Below are 17,042 nucleotides of genomic sequence, written 5' to 3'. Positions count from 1 at the left end.
CATCTACACAAAATATTCTACACTCTCCAGAGGTCTTTCAATATTACCTGAGTCTGCGACATTATTATTGCTGTTACCTTCACCTGAATTTAGTATATACTTGTATCAAATTCCGAAACGAGGATATTATATGAAACCAATCATCCAGTTTATCTTTCATCTTGTCACTCCGCTCATATTAGGTAAAGCAATCGGGAAATTATCCACCAGATCCGCACCAGGGCAGTACAGGAAACTTAAACAGCCGCCGTTTGCCCCGCCGCGTAAAATTTTCGCGCCCATGTGGACCTTCCTTTACCTGACGATGGGGCTGGCCCATGCCCGCGTCAACAGAAAAGGGGACCGTGGGGCAAGCAGATTGTTCAATGTTCATCTTATGATCAACTACACCTGGTCCTTCCTGTTCTTCCGGCTCAGGAAGCGTCAATTGGCGTTGGTGAACAGTATCATGATTTGGGTGACGATGTACGCTGTATTAGTGAAATTCTTCAAAGTGAGCAGACTGGCGGGCATCATTCTGCTGCCGTATACACTATGGACGACTTATGCAGCTTACCTGACACTGGGCAGCTGGTACCTGAACCGCGCAAAATGACAGAGGTCGGGTTCGGGAGATAAATCGTGGCTCTTGATTAAAAAGAATTTCAAGAACATGCTGACCTGGTACCACTAAAGTTTACAATTGAATAAAATCATATTTTTTGAGATTCCGATTTATCGGGATCTCATTTTTTATGCAGGAGAGTTCTGCAGGTGTCATTCCAGATAAGAAGTCTGCGTGCGTCTTATGACCGTGTAACTTCTGAACCAGGAGGCCTTGTGCCGGCTTCAGTTTGCCAAAGAATGACTTCATCGGCTCATTGTCAAGATATGGGAACACAGATACTTTTTCGTTAAATCTATTTTTAATCTCCGGAAATCATTGCATTAACTTTTTCTGAATGATATATTATATTTTATCAAATCGTAATTGTTACGATTTAAGGCGATGAGAATGTGAGGTGAGACTATGGCAAAAAAATCAAAAATAGCAAAAGAACAAAAGAGACAAGAGCTCGTTGATAAATACCGGACGTTGCGTATTGAGCTCAAAGAGAAAGGAGATTATGAGGCCTTAAGAAAACTACCCAGGGATTCATCACCGACCCGACTGACAAGAAGATGTAAGGCCACAGGCCGACCTAGAGGTGTACTGAGAAAGTTTGAATTATCTCGTATAAAATTCAGAGAACTTGCACATAAAGGACAAATCCCCGGTGTAAAAAAATCCAGTTGGTAATACATAAAGAAGGAGATGTAAATATGAAGAGAAAAGTATATAAAGGTGCAGCAGTACTACTATTCAGTGCTTTACTTGTTGGGTGTCAAGACGCAGATCCAGAGGAACAGGATTTGGAAACAGAGGAAGAAAGCGCACAGCAGGAAGAGGAAGGTTCTCATGCAGATCACGACCATGAATCTGAAGAGCATGATCACGACCATGAATCTGAAGAGCACGACCACGACCATGAATCTGAAGAGCATGCTGATGCCGAAGTGGCTGAAATAGAGGGTCTTTCCGACCACTATCATACAGGAGACACTGTCACCCTGACGGCTTCATCCGAGGCAGCTGAAGATGCAGATGGACATTGGCATTGGTATTACAGAGACGGCGAAGAGGATGAATGGGCCGCATTCGAAGGGGAATATGAAGAGACCCTGGAGACAGAGGCAGTGGCGTCTCAGGAAATCAAGGCGACATACTATGATGAGTCTCATAATGTCATCAGTGAATCCGAGCCGCTCACTATTTCCATAGACAATCATGATGATGGAGTGTACGAAGGTTATTTTGATGACGACGATGTCGCAGACAGAGGGATCTCAGATTGGGCGGGCAGCTGGAAATCCGTCTACCCTTATTTTGAAGCAGGTGAACTCGATGAAGTATATGAGGCCAGAGCAGAAGAAGACGGTGAGATGACTTTTGACGAATACAAGGAGTATTACGAAACGGGCTACGAGACCGATGTGGATCATATAGATATCACCGGGGAAGGGGAAGTCACTTTCCATGAAGAGAACGAGGTATTCGGCGGCTCATATGTTTACAGTGGCTATGAGATTTTGGAATATGAAGCAGGAAACCGCGGGGTCCGTTATATATTCGACCTGGAAGAGGGGGATGAGAACGCACCTCGGCATATTCAATTCAGCGATCACATCATTGCACCCGAAGATTCGGGTCACTTCCATCTTTACTGGGGTGACGACAATGCATCTCTGCTTGAAGAAGTGGCGCACTGGCCGACGTATTACCCTGAAGATATGAGTGTCGATCAGATTGTTGATGACTTGCTTCTGCACTGATTGTGAAGTTTCAAAGCGAAAGGAAAAGTGGTATGAGGAATATTAAATTGATCACTATGCTCACATTGCTGATCGTCATCATCTCAGCATGCGGGGAGGCTGAATCGCCTGGAGAAAATCCGGAACTGACCATATATACGACGGTGTATCCACTGGAATATATTGTAGGTGAAATCGGCCAGGAGACGGTGGATGTGTCCTCTGTGTTCCCGCCGGGTGTCGACGGCCATTCCTACGAACCGTCCATGCAGGAGATGACAGGTTATGCGGACGGTGACGGCTTTTTCTATGTAGGCGGAGTCATGGAAGCATTTTCAGATTCCATTGCGATTGCTTTGTCGGGTGAGGATGTCCATCTTGTCGGACTATCGGACCATGAAACATTGTTTCAAAGGCATACCCATGATGAAGCGGCAGATGTGGATGCCGGCGATCTCCTGATAGAGGGTGCAGGGCATCATTATCATACTGGCGACACGATTGAATTGAATGCATCTTACGACGCCGGTCCAAATCATTTCCATTGGTATACACGAGCATCGGTTGATGACGAATGGTCAGAAGTCACAGGCCAATACCAGGATGAATTGGAAATTGAGGCCACACATGACGTTGGTCAGGTCAAAGTTGCGCAGTTTGATGACAACCACGATGTGATGGCTGAATCTGAACCGGTGGATATCGTGATCGACGACCATGACGAAGGGCAAGAAGGGCAAGTTGAAGATACGCACACCCACAATGACGAAGATGTGACGATAGAAGGACTTGCAGGTCATTATCATACAGGTGATCTTGTGGTACTCACCGTATCTGCTGATGAATCTTATGATGAACTGCAGTGGTACACCATGTCCAATGACTCGGACGCATGGGAGGAAAGTGGACAATCCGGTGAAAGTTTTGAAGGGGAAGCCAACGATGCGCTTCAGATGGTCAAAGTGGAATTGCTGGACGAAAATGGAAATATCATCTCCCGATCCAATCCCGTTGAAATCCTCATTGATGATCACGATGACATAGATCCGCATATCTGGGTCGACCCGATCAAAATGATTGAAGTGGGGGAAATCGTCCTTGAGGAAATGATTGCACTCAATCCGGAAAATGAAAGTTCGTACAGAGAAAACTTTGAGGCATTGAAAGTCAATATGGAAACACTCGACCAGGCCTTTGATGACACTTTGAATGACGGCAGTGAAAAGCACATCATCGTGCCCCATGCAGCATTCGGCTACTGGGATAAGTATGGGATCGAACAGATACCGGTTACAGGTTATACAATGACGGATGAACCTTCTCAAAGTCAGCTTGCCGGTTTGATCGACACGGTGAGGGAATATGATCTGGATTATGTCCTCCATGAACAGAATAGTACAAACACCATAGCCGAAGTCATACAAAATGAGATCGGCGCCGAAGCAGAAATGATCCACAATATGGAGGTGAGGACTGAGGAAGATATCAGCAATGACGAAGATTATATATCTTTGATGCAGCGTAACCTTGAAGTACTTGAAAAAGTGACTGATTGATCATTTGATGATCCTTTAAAGCAAATGTGCAGAGGAAATTTGGATTGATTCTTTCTAGAAGAAAAGGCGGGTGAGAGGCTGTCTTGATGATGCATTGAATCATGGATTGTGCAATCAATCGATTTCTTCTGGGGATGACTGAAAACGCACGGCCGATATTCCATCGGCCGTGCGTTTTCATGGAATATAAGTGTGGTGTGGATGTTCGAAAGCGATTCAGATTTATTGAAAAATCTGGCCCGAGTGTTTACTTGGATGGTGTTAAAACCCCCCTTGATCAGTATTTATTATAGATTTATGAAACATCGTCAATTAGTTAAGGTGACCTGTGGTTAGCCATGGTATAGCTTAAGATTATAATAAGTCATGAATTATAAGTATGACACGATCATGTTTTTTCATGGTAGACTTATCCTAATTCAAAAGGCTGGGAAAATTAACTCCAGTCCTTTTCTTTTAATATGAATCTGGAGGGGGAAACTTATATGAAACGCAGTTTGGAAGAAAGACTGAAAGACGGTCCTGTCATTGTAGGAGAAGGTTATTTATTCGAGCTCGAGCGTAGGGGATATCTGCAAGCTGGATCTTTCGTCCCGGAAGTCGCGTTGGAAAATCCGGAAGCATTGAAACAGACATACCGGGACTACATGAACTCAGGTTCGGATGTGGTGCTGGCATTCACCTATAATGCTCATAGAGAAAAAATGAGGATCATCGGCAAAGAAGATTTACTCGAACCCCTCAATAGACGTGCAATTCAACTGGCCAAAGAGGTCGCAAAAGAACATCCAAAAGAAGAAGCATTAGTTGCAGGTAATATCTCAAATACTAATATTTTTGATTCTGAAGATCCCGAGTCAAAAGAAAAAGTCCGGAATATTTTCAGGGAAATGGTGCGTTGGTGCAAAGAAGAGGGTGTGGATTATATTCAAGGTGAAACATTTTATTATCATGAGGAAGCACTGATTGCCCTGGAAGAGATTAGAAATCAAGGCTTACCTGCAGTCATCACCCTTGGACTGATGGGGGAGAATATATTAAGAGATGGATATACGGTGGAAGACTCCTGCAGAATATTAGCTGAAGAAGGGGCCTTGGTAGTCGGGATGAACTGCTTCCGCGGTCCAGACAGCATGCAGCCATATCTAGAAAAGGTACGTAAAGAAGTGGATGGTTATGTTGCGGGCGTGCCACTCCCATACCGTACAACAGAAGAACATCCGACTTTCTTTAACCTGCCGGACAGTGGATGTCGTTGCCACCTGCCGCTGGAAACGACTTTCCCGACTGCTTTGGATCCACTGTATCATAATCGTTATGAACTTGCTGAATGGGCTGAGAATGCGCATCGCATCGGCATAAATTATATTGGGTTATGCTGTGGCGCATCGCCGGCAATGTTACGGGCTGTAGCTGAAGCTGTAGGACAGGACACGCTCAATTCGAAGTATTCACCTGATATGGAAAAGCACTTTTTATTTGGTAAAGATGAAACGTTAAATGAAAATAACACGAACTATAGAGGGAAAGCATGACCATTGATACATCACCAGATTCCGGCCCACTATCATCTTTTTCAATTCAATGCTGTAAAATGAGAATAGGAGTATGACATCGCCAATTTGCTTGAAAAACCATTGAGTAACCGAAAGTATTCACATCATTTTTGAAAATATAAGGCTTATGTAAACAGCAGTATTAAAAAATGTAGGAAACCAGCAATTTAAAATTGTTGGTTGACCTACATTTTTTATATGCTTTCCAATTGAGTGGCGGGTTTATGGAACGTTGGTTCTTTGACATTCGCTTGTTGCATTGCCTGTATAGCTGTAATATCATCTTATTCCGATCTATGATTCATCTACACAAAATATTCTACACTCTCCAAAGGTCTTTCAATATTACCTGAGTCTTCGGCATTATTATTGCTGTTACATTCACCTGAATATAGTATATACTTGTATCAAATTCCGAAACGAGGATATTATATGAAACCAATCATCCAGTTTATCTTTCATCTCGTCACTCCGCTCATATTAGGTAAAGCAATCGGGAAATTATCCACCAGATCCGCACCAGGGCAGTACAGGAAACTTAAACAGCCGCCGTTTGCCCCGCCGCGTAAAATTTTCGCGCCCATGTGGACCTTCCTTTACCTGACGATGGGATTGGCCCATGCCCGCGTCAACAGGAAAGGGGACCGTGGGGCAAGCAGATTGTTCAAGGTTCATCTTGTGATCAACTACACCTGGTCCTTCCTGTTCTTCCGGCTCAGGAAGCGTCAATTGGCGTTGGTGAACAGTATCATGATTTGGGTGACGATGTACGCTGTATTAGTGAAATTCTTTAAAGTGAGCAGACTGGCGGGCATCATTCTGCTGCCGTATACACTATGGACGACATATGCAGCTTACCTGACACTGGGCAGCTGGTATCTGAATCGTGCAAAAAGACCAGAGGGCGGGTCCGGGACATAAGTCCTGTTATGAATATTAATACAAAAATGCTTAAAATCCGGCCGCTCAAGGCATAGGCGCTCCCTTGTTGGTGTCCATTTAACTAAAATTGTGCTACAATGTGTTACAATATGTAGTATAAACTAAAGGGGATGGATGCTGATGGGTACAATCACAGTACGTATGAACAAGGATGAGCAGGAAGCATTTGAGGCATATGCGAAACTGCATGGTGCACCTTTGTCCACTATCATGAAGCAGGCACTCGAGGAAAGAATAGAGGATGAATTCGACCTTGAATTGCTCAAATCTTACGAAGCCGATGTTCAAAATGACGACGTGACCGTTTACGATCATGACGAAATGAAGAAGATGCTGGGCTTGTAGCATGAAGTATAAGGTCGTATACGAAAGACGGGCCGTAAAAAATCTGTCGAAGATTGATAAAGGACAACAGCGTATGATTGTCGCATGGATTGAAAAGAATCTGCAGAACACGAGTGATCCTAAGCAGCATGGGAAAGCATTGAAAAGACAACTCAAAGACTACTGGCGCTACCGTGTCGGAAATTACCGGATCCCTGCAGATATCAACCAGGATGAAGTTAAAATTATTGTGATCAATGTCGGACATCGTGAAGATATTTATAAACAATAGCCAATCCCTCAATGTGGGGATTGGCTTTCTTTTTGGCTTGAGGATGACTAAAAAAACGCACGGCCGATGGAATATCGGCCGTGCGTCTTCATGGAAAATAAGTGCGGTGTATGTTCAACAGCAACACGGAACACCGCATTGGTCAATCTACGCCCTGGCAGGGGCATTCGGCTTCGTTGATAAAGTGATGATCAGCAGGATGATGATCGATAACGGTAAACCGATGAAGATGGGATGCAGATCAAAGGGCTGGCCCAGGACCTGCCAGATGACGGCGACGGACAATCCGCCCCACATGGAGGCGATGCCCGCAATCTCCGGCACCCTTTTCCAAAACAACCCGAATACGACGGGTGCCAACAGTCCGGAGACCGTCATTGCCGTTCCGGTCACCATGAGGTTGACCAGTTCCGGGATCACCAGTGCGGACACGAGTGCGATGACGGATACAATCAGCACGGAAAGCCGGCTCCAAAGCAGCATCTTCTTTTCCCCTGCATGTGCAGTATTCGGTCTGATGATATCGTTCACGATGGATGATGCACCGGCCATAAGGAAAGAGTCGGCACTTGAGATGACGACGGCCAGCAGCACGATGATCATCAGGACGACCAGCGCGAAAGGAAACACTTCTTCAATGACGCCATAGTAAATGAATACCGGGTCGATATCCGTGAGTCTGAGCCCGTACCGGCTGAATACGCCGATGGCGACGATCAGCACACCCAGGCCGACGGCGATGACCATGGATATCCAGTATGCATTGGGCGCTGAATTTACACTCTTTGATGCCCAGACGCGCTGCCAGAGATCCTGTCTGACGAGCTGGAACAGACCGAGCGTAAACAGGTAGATGAGTATTTCACCTGTTGAGATGTTCATCACGCTGAGCATGTTACCTTCACCAACAGATGCGGCATATTCCGCAGTCGGACCCCAGCCGCCGGATGCCGACACTACTGTGATGAAGAGGATGATGATGCCCACTGTCAGTATGATCCCATGAATGACATCCTGCCAGATGATGGCCTTCAGTCCACCAAAATAGGTTTTGGATGTGAGCAGGAACCATCCGATGAAAATGCCGAGCATGAAATCCAATCCGATCGTCAAATTCAATATTGTTGCGAGTGCGATGAAATTCGTGCCCGTCATGGCACAGTAAGAAAATAAAATGCTGAACACCGTCGGTACACGGGCGCGTTTGCTGTAACGGAGCGTAGTATAGTCCCCGATGGTGACCATGTGATGCTGCTCACCCAGCTGCCCGATGCGTTTGATCAGGAATGTGGCGAAAATGATCACGCACAGGAATATGGAAATATGTATCCACTGCTGGCCCATACCCAGACGGTAACCATTTTCCATGTAGCCGAGCAGCGTCGATCCGCCGACGCCGGTCCCGATGAAAGTCATGATGATCGGGAAAATTGAAACTGACCTGCCGGCCACATTATAGTCTTCATATGTCTTATTTTTCCGGGTCATGTATAAAGCCATGACAAAAAGAAAGATGAAGTAGGCGAAAACGATGACTGATAATAAAATTCTTGCATCTTCGCTGAACATAGGATGATCCACCTCTGTAGATGTTATGTAGTATATTTTTAAAAAATACCCATCCATCATTTTACCTTTTTCTTTAAAAATTTTCAGCTGTATTTTTATAAATTGAATGCTTAAAATCATGAAAGTAATACACTCAATACATATGGTGTACGAATAATTGCTGAAGCGCTTTGATATTGCTGGGATTCCACTCATAAAGAAAGGCAATCCGAGCATATATTATCCAGGCGATACCATCTTGGGGGAGAGGGTTCCATAGCAAGATGTCTTGTGTAATTTTAGAAAATAAAACTGGAGCGATATAATCATTGTACAAGTAATGCAGTGAGCATGATAAAAAGAATCCCAACCTATGTGCATAGGTTGGGATTTTGATGTACTGGTATCTGGATGATATAGTTAAAAAATCAATATCATGTGTCGTGTATTGACTCTCAGTGTAAATTTCCATTGAAAGTCCGCCGACGATGATGGGCATATCGCTTTCTTTGACGTGCTCGCACATGATTTTGTAATGATGACAGCGACTTCAATCATCCTGTCATACAAATTGATATCAGAAGGAATTCTATATAAATCAGCCCGGGCATCATTTATGCTGTAGCTCATCTTCTATCTCCTTCATCTCATCAAGGATCTGTTGTTTGTAAGGATTCTTACGAAGTCTGTCAGAAGTACGCATTCCTGGAATGAAGTCAGGATTGACCCGTCTGGCTGTCCGCATGGCCTGCGCGCGCCTTTGAGAATTCCTTTTACGGATGTCCGCTAATTTCGCAGACTTCATTTCGACCACCTCACTTATATTTTGCCGTGTTAAATAGTACTTATTAACTCATATACTCTAGGTTCAATGTAGTGAAAAGTGTTCATCGAGAAGTCAAAGCACTCAAATCCCATACTCTTATTTTTGAGTCAAATATAGTATACTGGAATCAACTTCCAATTTTATCGAATGGTGGGATGAGATATGAGCACCCAAAGTGAGCTGGCTCTGGAGAATAAGGTGATGGACCAGCTGGAGAGGGTTGGATATGAGAGGGCAGCTATACATAATAACGAGAGCCTGGAAGAGAACTTCAGGCGGATATTGAATGACAGGCATGCAGATAAGCTGAATGGTCAGCTGCTGACGGACAGTGAGTTCAAACGGCTGATGATCCAGATCAACAATAAGAGTGTCTTCGACAGTGCCCGGATTTTAAGGGATAAGTTCGTCTTGAAGCGGGATGATGAGACGGAGCTTTATCTGGAGTTCTTTGATTCGAAGAACTGGTGCAGGAATACGTTTCAAGTCACCAATCAAATCAGCGTGGAAGATAAATATAAAGGCCGTTATGATGTGACCGTACTCATCAACGGTCTGCCTGTCGTGCAGATAGAGTTGAAGCGCCGCGGGGTGGCGATCAATGAAGCATTCAATCAAGTCGAGCGTTACCGCAGGCACAACTTTACGGGGTTGTTCAGATATACCCAGTTATTTGTCTTGAGCAACTATAACGACACGAGATATTATGCCAATAATGATAAAGAAATTTATAAGAGCCATATGTTCTATTGGACGGATGAAGAGAACAACCGTCTCACCAATGTTCACGAGTTGATAGACAGTTTCATGCTGCCGCATCATCTGGCGAAAATGATCGGCCGCTATATGGTGGTTAATGAAACAGATAAAAACTTGATCGTGCTCCGGCCGTACCAGATGTATGCGACAGAGGCACTGATCAAGCGTGCATTGGAAACGAACAACAACGGTTATGTCTGGCACACGACCGGCAGCGGAAAAACTTTGACATCCTTCAAGGCGAGCCAGCTGCTTGCCCAGGAGAAGGAGATAAAGAAAGTCATCTTCCTTGTGGACCGAAAAGATTTGGACACCCAGACGCAGAAAGAGTTCGATAAGTTCGAACCGGGTTCTGTGGACTATACGGATAATACAAAGCATCTATTAGAGCAGTTGGAAGATAAAAGCAATCCGATGATCATCACGACGATACAGAAGATGGCCAATGCCGTGAAATCGAATGCCCCGGTGATGCACCAGTATAAAGAAGATAAAGTCATTTTCGTCATCGATGAATGTCACCGCTCACAGTTCGGTGATATGCACAGGATGATTCGCAGGCATTTCCAGAATTCGCAGTACTTCGGCTTCACGGGTACACCGAGATTTGACGATAATAAGAGCCAGGATGGAAGAAGTACCGCAGATATATTCGATAAGTGTCTGCATCATTATCTGATCAAGGATGCCATAAGGGATGGGAACGTACTGGGCTTCTCCATCGAGTACATCAATACCTTTAAAGATAAGGCAACCTCTTCTGGTGAAGAATACGTGAAAGCCATCGACACGAATGAAATATGGATGGCGGATGATAGAATCGATATGGTGGCAAGGCATATCTACAGTATTCATGACAATAAAACAAAAGACCGTCAGTATTCCAGTATATTTGCAACCCAGAGTATAGACACAGCAATGAAATACTACGATAAATTCAAGGAAATCAATCATGAAGAGGGTAGTAAGCCTCTCAACATCGCCACAATCTTCAGCTATCAAGCCAATGAAGATTTGAGGGAAGGCGATGTCAAGGAACATGCCAAAGACCGGCTTGCGAGAGTCATCGATGATTACAATGAAAACTATAATACGAACTTCTCGCTTGAAACCTACGACCAGTATTTTGATGATATATCCAAGCGGATGAAAAAGGGGATACCGGGTCAGAAAATTGATCTCCTGATTGTGGTCAATATGTTTTTGACCGGCTTTGACAGTAAAGTATTGAATACGTTATATGTAGATAAATACTTGAAACATCATGATTTGATCCAGGCATACTCCAGGACCAACAGGGTGGAAAAGCAGACTAAGCCATATGGTAATATTGTGAGCTACCGCGATTTGAAGAAAGAAACGGATGAAGCCATACAATTATTTTCCGATACTGAGGATACTGATGTAGTATTAAGCAAGTCCTTTGAAGAGTATCTGGAGGATTTCCAGGCAGGCATGAATGAGCTACATACTGTAGTATCTACCCCTCAGGATGCCTACCACCTGGAAGACGAAGAAGAAATCAAAGCGTTTATCGTCTCCTACAGGCAAACGGCAAGGGCCCTGCTGAAACTGAAGACATTCGAGGACTTCGACTTCACCAAAACACTCCTGGGCGTTTCAGAGCAGGGCTATGAGGATTATAGAAGCGCATATTTGGACTACTATGATAAATACATCCGCCAAAAGGATAGTGAAAAGGTTTCGGTCATCAATGACATCGATTTCGAGATAGAAGTGATCAGAAATGATAAAGTGAATGTCAGCTATATTCTCAATTTGATTGGGAATATCGACCTGGAAAATAAGAAGAAACAGACTGAGGAGCGCAAGCAGATTAAATTGATGCTTGAGCGTGCAGACGATGAAAATCTGCGTCTGAAGGCAGATTTGATTCAGGAGTTTCTGGATGAAGTCCTGCCTAAGCTGGATCGGAACGCTAACATAGAGAAGGTCTACCTGGATTTCGAAGAAGATAAAAAACTGCAGGAATTTAAAGACTTTGCAGAGACTGAACAATACCCGGTCGAACAATTACAGAGCCTGTACACGGAGTATGATTACAGTGGTCTGCTGTACCGTAAGGATATAGAAAAAGGCGTCACGGGCGGGCTTTTGAAGAAGCGGAAGAAAGTGAATAAGGTTTACCAGTTTGTAAAAGATGTATCACGTAAATTTGGATTGGTGGAATAGACTCAAGTGATGCATCCGCATCACTTGTTGTCTTTTCTGTATAAATAGGAGGAACGGAATAAATGATGACAGTAACGGAGAAACAGCGCCAGCAGCAGGCAGAACTGCACAAGAGATTATGGGATATAGCGAATGATCTCAGAGGGAACATGGATGCCAGTGAGTTCAGAAATTACATATTAGGGCTTATCTTCTATAGATTCCTTTCTGAAAAGACGGAAGATGTAGTAAATGACCTTTTGAAAGAAGACGAGCTTTCTTACAGAGAGGCCTGGGAAGACGAGGAATACAGGGAAGCGTTACAGGATGAACTGACGACACGTATCGGTTACATTGTGGAGCCAAAGTATTTGTTCAGCAGGATGATTGAGGAGATTGAGCAGGGAGAGTTCGATATTGAGAAGCTGTCGGAGGCGATTTCTGCAGTGGAGGCCTCGACACTTGGGGAAGCCAGTGAAGATGATTTCACTCATCTGTTCGATGATATGGACCTGACGTCTTCAAGACTCGGCAATAACGTTTCAGCTAGAACTAAATTGATTTCCAAAGTGATGTTGAATCTTTCAACATTGCCGTTTGTACATAGTGATTTAGAGATAGATATGCTCGGCGATGCTTATGAGTATATGATAGGACAGTTCGCGGCCACGGCAGGTAAAAAGGCCGGGGAATTCTATACACCGCAGCAGGTGTCGAAGATTCTTGCAGAGATTGTGACGACAGGTAAGAAAAATTTAAGGAATGTATATGATCCAACATGCGGGTCAGGCTCTTTGCTGCTCCGTGTAGGTAAGCATGCGAATGTCAGACACTTCTACGGCCAGGAATACAACAGTACGACTTATAACCTGGCGCGGATGAACATGCTGCTTCATGATGTGAACTATAAAGCATTCACGATTGAAAACGGTGATACACTTGAAGAGCCTGCATTCATGGATATGAAGTTTGAAGCTGTTGTTGCGAATCCGCCGTACAGTGCAAAGTGGAGTGCGGACCCGTCATTTAATGATGATGAACGGTTCAGTGGTTATGGTAAGCTTGCGCCTAAATCAAAAGCGGACTTTGCTTTCATTCAGCATATGGTACATTATCTTGCTGATAATGGCACGATGGCAGTTGTACTTCCGCACGGTGTACTTTTCAGAGGAGCAGGGGAAGGTACGATCCGAAAGTACTTGATTGAACAGAAAAACTATCTTGATGCAGTGATTGGACTGCCTGCGAATATCTTCTTTGGAACGAGTATTCCGACGACGATTTTAGTGTTAAAGAAATCAAGGGAAACAGATGATGTACTGTTCATCGATGCTTCGCAGTCGTTTGAAAAAGGTAAGAACCAGAACCATTTAACCGATGATGATGTGAAGAAAATCGTCGAGACATACAGAAACCGAGAAGAGATTGATAAATACAGCCATGTAGCATTAAGAGAAGAAATCGAAGAGAATGAGTATAACTTAAATATTCCTCGGTATGTTGATACTTTTGAGGAAGAAGAGCCTGTAGATATAAAAGCCCTTCATGAAGAAATCAAAGATATTAATAAAGAGCTTGAAGAAGCGGAAGCAAGTCTTTTGGAAATGCTGGACGAACTGGAAGGCGACGAAGATGGCCTGGCTCTGATTGAAGCTACAAAAGAGGTGTTCCGTCGATGAGTAAGGAAGAAAAAAGAGTCCCGGAACTCCGCTTTAAAGGCTTTTCTGACGATTGGGAACAGCGTAAACTAAACATGGTTTTCCAAAACTTTATTGTACCTATGAGAGATAAGCCTAAAGAGTTTTCAGGAGAGATTCCTTGGACACGTATTGAAGATATACAAGGAAGATATCTTGAGGGATCTATGAGTGGAAAATATGTTTCTGAAGATACAATAAAATCTATGAATTTAAAAGTCATTCCTAAAGGCTCTATTATTATTTCTGTAAGTGCTACTTTTGGAGTAGTTGCCATTGTTACTAAAGATTTAATAACAAATCAAACATTTATTGGATTAACGCCTAAGCCTAATTATAATATTGATTTTTTATATTCATTTTTTAAAAGCTCAAAAACCAGGAGAAAAATGAAAAATGAATCTGCAGGGTCTACTATATTTTATATTACCCGAAAAAATATCGAAAATATGATAGGAAGTTTTCCGACTTATGAAGAACAGGATAAAATAGGGGAATTACTAAAGTCACTAGATACTATGATAGATCTTCATCGTCGAAGGATTACTATATTACAGAGAATAAAGCAACAATATCTTAGTTTAATGTTTCCTAAAAATGATATAAATATCCCTCAACTTCGATTTAAGGGATTTAAAGAGAAATGGGTACACAATAAATTTTTCGATAATATAACAACTTTAATTGATTTCAGAGGAAAAACGCCTAAAAAGCTCGGGATGGAATGGTCAGATACAGGGTATTTAGCTTTATCTGCATTAAATGTTAAAAATGGTTATATCGATAAAACTATAGAGGCTAAGTATGGATCTGAGAAGCTATATAAAAAATGGATGGGAGATAAACATTTATCCAAAGGACTAGTGTTGTTTACGACAGAAGCCCCGATGGGAAATGTTGCTCTTGTTCCAGATAATGAGAAATATATACTAAGTCAACGGACTTTAGCGTTCGATACAGATAAAAGTAAGATGACTAATCTCTTTCTAGCAACAACACTAAGAACATCAACTGTTCAAAATAAATTACTCTCTCTATCAAGCGGTGCTACTGCTAAAGGCGTTAGTCAGAAATCACTATCAGCTTTAGACATTACTATACCTAAAAGCTTAGAAGAACAAAATAATATTGGATTAATTATCAATTTATTTGATAAAAATATTAAGTTATCTCAGCAAAAATTGGATACATTATATATGATTAAAAAGGTATATTTGCATAAAATGTTTATCTAGAGAGAAGATACTTCTCTCTAGATATTTTTACACCAAGGTTGATAAATGTCTTATTATTTTATCATTGTCTTGATTGTCTAACTCTTTAATAATGTGCAAGTATGTTTCCTGGGTAGTAATCATGCTTGAATGACCTAATCTTCGGGCCACACTAGCAATTGACACTCCCGCAAAAAGTAATAAAGAAGCATGCGTGTGTCTAAGTCCATGAATTGAAATGATGGGAATATCAGCTTTAATACATAAAGCTCTAAGTCTACTATTCACCATAGAATTATAAATTCTACCGTTAACAAAGATAGGTTTTTCCGGGTCCAACTCTTTAATCATTTGAGAGAATTGCATTGCTACCTGCCAGTCCATTGTAACTTTACGTTTTGATGACTCATTCTTTGTATCCTGCATGCCGCCTTTTGAGGATTTGTAATCCCATGTTTTATCCACAGAGATGCTTTGCTTAGAAAAATCGAAATCCGCAGGTGTCAATGCCAGTGCTTCAGAAAATCTCAAACCTGTTTTGGCAACAAGCAATATAAACCAGTCCCAATTGATTTCATCTTTCAAATCTAAATTCTTTAATAAAGCCTGCAATTCAAACTGATTCAAGAACTTTATTTTCTTCGGTCTGGGCTCTTTCCCTTTAATAATCACTTTTCTAGTCGGGTTTTTTTCTATGATACCTTCGTCTACAGCATCTAATATGGCACCTTTTAATTGATGGTGGAAATCCATTGTAGTTTGCTTTTCATGAGTTAAGGCATAGTCGTTCAATATCCTTTGGTAACTTTGACGGTCCAAATCATACATTCTTAAATTAGGTGCTAATAACTCCAACTTTTGCAGAGTCATATAATACTTCTTCAATGTCACATCACGAACGGCTCCTACTTTGTACAGTTCAATCCAATCTTCGAAGTACCTGAAAAATAGTTGATTTGCCTTCTTCTTAGCTGTCATAAAAAAACCTCCTAAAATTTAACGTTGATTAAAACTAAATCAACGTTATTGATTTTAAGAGATTTTAAAAATTTATAGAAACATTTTGTGTAAGTATGTCTTTTTTATTTTTTCAAGTACAGCCATTTTATTATGTTGAAGATTTATAATTTTTTCTAGCTTCATTAAAAAGACACCAATTTCAACTTGTTCTTTTTCTGAGATAGGAGTTCTCATTTTAGTATCAAAAAAATCTTTAACAGATATATTTAATAGACCATGATTTCTAGCTCCCTCGGCTGATAGCCTTAATACTTCTTTATGCCACTTATTTGTTTCATAGTAAAAAAGCAAAAAATCAGAGTTGATCTGTGTGGGTCTAAATACAATATAAAGTGTAGATAATACGCCGTATTCATATTTATCTAATCTTTTCACGACACCTAAAGGGAATCCATTTGAATAGCTTTTATTATAGGCAAAGTCCCCTTTTTTTAGGAGATAATAATTGCTCATATCTCGACTAGCTATTTGTTTTTTATAATATGTGTTTTGATCAACTAGCCCATCTTGGGCAGAAATAGTTAAAGGTAACTTAGAAGCATTGTCTTTATTTTTTCTAGTTACTCTATCACTAATATCTTTTAACTTACGCTGTTCCCAATCTCTTTTAAACTGTTTAAAACGAAGCATTGGTGTAGAATGTTCTTTATCTGTAAACATTAAACCGAGATATTCTTGTTTTAACCTTTTTAAAATGTTAATTTTTCGCTGATGAAGAAGAGTATACGAGTCTAGTGTCTTGAGAAATTTTCCAATGTTATCTTTTTCCCTATGTTCAGGTAAATGGATTGATGCTTCTTTTATA

Annotated in this window: 15 protein-coding genes; 11 read left to right on the top strand and 4 right to left on the bottom strand. The window is 41.9% G+C overall.

The window, feature by feature from the left end; all coding sequences use genetic code 11:
* Positions 1–130: 130 nt before the first annotated feature.
* From BUA12_RS10510 to BUA12_RS10475, 8 genes are all read left to right on the top strand, one after another.
* A complete protein-coding gene (locus BUA12_RS10510) occupies positions 131–595 on the top strand; it encodes a TspO/MBR family protein (RefSeq protein ID WP_072710572.1) in 465 nt (154 codons plus the stop codon).
* A 414-nt stretch (positions 596–1,009) separates the two neighbouring features.
* A complete protein-coding gene (gene rpsN, locus BUA12_RS10505; protein ID WP_072710571.1) occupies positions 1,010–1,279 on the top strand; it encodes a 30S ribosomal protein S14 in 270 nt (89 codons plus the stop codon).
* 23 nt (positions 1,280–1,302) lie between these two features.
* Positions 1,303–2,352: a ZinT/AdcA family metal-binding protein gene (locus BUA12_RS10500; RefSeq protein ID WP_072710570.1), complete on the top strand. Its 1,050-nt coding sequence runs from the start codon at positions 1,303–1,305 to the stop codon at positions 2,350–2,352.
* A 32-nt stretch (positions 2,353–2,384) separates the two neighbouring features.
* On the top strand, positions 2,385–3,887 hold the full coding sequence (locus tag BUA12_RS10495; protein WP_072710569.1) for a metal ABC transporter solute-binding protein, Zn/Mn family: 1,503 nt from the start codon (positions 2,385–2,387) through the stop codon (positions 3,885–3,887).
* A gap of 485 nt (positions 3,888–4,372) precedes the next feature.
* On the top strand, positions 4,373–5,422 hold the full coding sequence (locus tag BUA12_RS10490; RefSeq protein WP_072710568.1) for a homocysteine S-methyltransferase family protein: 1,050 nt from the start codon (positions 4,373–4,375) through the stop codon (positions 5,420–5,422).
* A 453-nt stretch (positions 5,423–5,875) separates the two neighbouring features.
* The gene (locus BUA12_RS10485; RefSeq protein WP_072710567.1) at positions 5,876–6,364 is read left to right on the top strand and encodes a TspO/MBR family protein; all 489 of its coding nucleotides are present in this window, start codon (positions 5,876–5,878) and stop codon (positions 6,362–6,364) included.
* Between the two features lie 141 nt (positions 6,365–6,505).
* Entirely contained in the window at positions 6,506–6,730 is a 225-nt protein-coding gene (gene relB / locus BUA12_RS10480; protein WP_072710566.1) for a type II toxin-antitoxin system RelB family antitoxin, read from the top strand.
* Position 6,731: 1 nt separating this feature from the next.
* Complete coding sequence (locus BUA12_RS10475) at positions 6,732–7,001, top strand: type II toxin-antitoxin system RelE family toxin (protein ID WP_072710565.1); 270 nt, start codon at positions 6,732–6,734, stop codon at positions 6,999–7,001.
* A gap of 147 nt (positions 7,002–7,148) precedes the next feature.
* On the opposite strand, the gene BUA12_RS10470 is transcribed toward BUA12_RS10475, so the two are convergent.
* Together BUA12_RS10470 and BUA12_RS10460 are read right to left on the bottom strand one after the other, a co-directional pair.
* Positions 7,149–8,570: a sodium:solute symporter family protein gene (locus BUA12_RS10470; protein WP_072710564.1), complete on the bottom strand. Its 1,422-nt coding sequence runs from the start codon at positions 8,568–8,570 to the stop codon at positions 7,149–7,151.
* Between the two features lie 589 nt (positions 8,571–9,159).
* The gene (locus BUA12_RS10460; protein WP_072710562.1) at positions 9,160–9,354 is read right to left on the bottom strand and encodes a hypothetical protein; all 195 of its coding nucleotides are present in this window, start codon (positions 9,352–9,354) and stop codon (positions 9,160–9,162) included.
* Positions 9,355–9,537: 183 nt separating this feature from the next.
* Here BUA12_RS10460 and BUA12_RS10455 point away from each other — a divergent pair, with 183 nt between their 5' ends.
* The 3 genes from BUA12_RS10455 to BUA12_RS13210 all read left to right on the top strand — a co-directional run bounded on the left by BUA12_RS10455 (position 9,538) and on the right by BUA12_RS13210 (position 15,238).
* Complete coding sequence (locus BUA12_RS10455; protein WP_072710561.1) at positions 9,538–12,327, top strand: type I restriction endonuclease subunit R; 2,790 nt, start codon at positions 9,538–9,540, stop codon at positions 12,325–12,327.
* Between the two features lie 65 nt (positions 12,328–12,392).
* Entirely contained in the window at positions 12,393–13,985 is a 1,593-nt protein-coding gene (locus tag BUA12_RS10450; protein WP_072710626.1) for a type I restriction-modification system subunit M, read from the top strand.
* Positions 13,982–15,238: a restriction endonuclease subunit S gene (locus tag BUA12_RS13210; RefSeq protein ID WP_072710560.1), complete on the top strand. Its 1,257-nt coding sequence runs from the start codon at positions 13,982–13,984 to the stop codon at positions 15,236–15,238. Before BUA12_RS10450 ends, BUA12_RS13210 begins: the two co-directional genes overlap by 4 nt.
* Before the next feature lie 27 nt (positions 15,239–15,265).
* Here BUA12_RS13210 and BUA12_RS10440 read toward each other — a convergent pair whose 3' ends face one another.
* Together BUA12_RS10440 and BUA12_RS10435 are read right to left on the bottom strand one after the other, a co-directional pair.
* Positions 15,266–16,195 carry a site-specific integrase gene (locus BUA12_RS10440; protein WP_072710559.1) on the bottom strand — a complete coding sequence of 310 codons (930 nt, stop codon included), beginning with the start codon at positions 16,193–16,195 and terminating at the stop codon, positions 15,266–15,268.
* 72 nt (positions 16,196–16,267) lie between these two features.
* The coding region (locus BUA12_RS10435) for a restriction endonuclease subunit S (RefSeq protein ID WP_218587338.1) at positions 16,268–17,042 on the bottom strand (775 nt) is incomplete at its 5' end.

This window comes from Lacicoccus alkaliphilus DSM 16010, assembly GCF_900142805.1.
Lineage (GTDB): Bacteria > Bacillota > Bacilli > Staphylococcales > Salinicoccaceae > Lacicoccus > Lacicoccus alkaliphilus.
Note: the sequence above shows the minus strand (reverse complement) of the source record. Positions and strands in the feature narration are given on the sequence as shown.

Bases quoted from the DNA above. Each gene is read 5' to 3' on its own strand.
- BUA12_RS10455 (WP_072710561.1), top strand. From the start codon at position 9,538: ATGAGCACCCAAAGTGAGCTGGCTCTGGAGAATAAGGTGATGGACCAG.
- BUA12_RS10470 (WP_072710564.1), bottom strand. From the start codon at position 8,570: ATGTTCAGCGAAGATGCAAGAATTTTATTATCAGTCATCGTTTTCGCC.
- BUA12_RS10510 (WP_072710572.1), top strand. From the start codon at position 131: ATGAAACCAATCATCCAGTTTATCTTTCATCTTGTCACTCCGCTCATA.
- relB (WP_072710566.1), top strand. From the start codon at position 6,506: ATGGGTACAATCACAGTACGTATGAACAAGGATGAGCAGGAAGCATTT.
- BUA12_RS13210 (WP_072710560.1), top strand. From the start codon at position 13,982: ATGAGTAAGGAAGAAAAAAGAGTCCCGGAACTCCGCTTTAAAGGCTTT.
- BUA12_RS10500 (WP_072710570.1), top strand. From the start codon at position 1,303: ATGAAGAGAAAAGTATATAAAGGTGCAGCAGTACTACTATTCAGTGCT.
- BUA12_RS10485 (WP_072710567.1), top strand. From the start codon at position 5,876: ATGAAACCAATCATCCAGTTTATCTTTCATCTCGTCACTCCGCTCATA.
- rpsN (WP_072710571.1), top strand. From the start codon at position 1,010: ATGGCAAAAAAATCAAAAATAGCAAAAGAACAAAAGAGACAAGAGCTC.
- BUA12_RS10475 (WP_072710565.1), top strand. From the start codon at position 6,732: ATGAAGTATAAGGTCGTATACGAAAGACGGGCCGTAAAAAATCTGTCG.
- BUA12_RS10495 (WP_072710569.1), top strand. From the start codon at position 2,385: ATGAGGAATATTAAATTGATCACTATGCTCACATTGCTGATCGTCATC.
- BUA12_RS10450 (WP_072710626.1), top strand. From the start codon at position 12,393: ATGACAGTAACGGAGAAACAGCGCCAGCAGCAGGCAGAACTGCACAAG.
- BUA12_RS10490 (WP_072710568.1), top strand. From the start codon at position 4,373: ATGAAACGCAGTTTGGAAGAAAGACTGAAAGACGGTCCTGTCATTGTA.
- BUA12_RS10440 (WP_072710559.1), bottom strand. From the start codon at position 16,195: ATGACAGCTAAGAAGAAGGCAAATCAACTATTTTTCAGGTACTTCGAA.
- BUA12_RS10460 (WP_072710562.1), bottom strand. From the start codon at position 9,354: ATGAAGTCTGCGAAATTAGCGGACATCCGTAAAAGGAATTCTCAAAGG.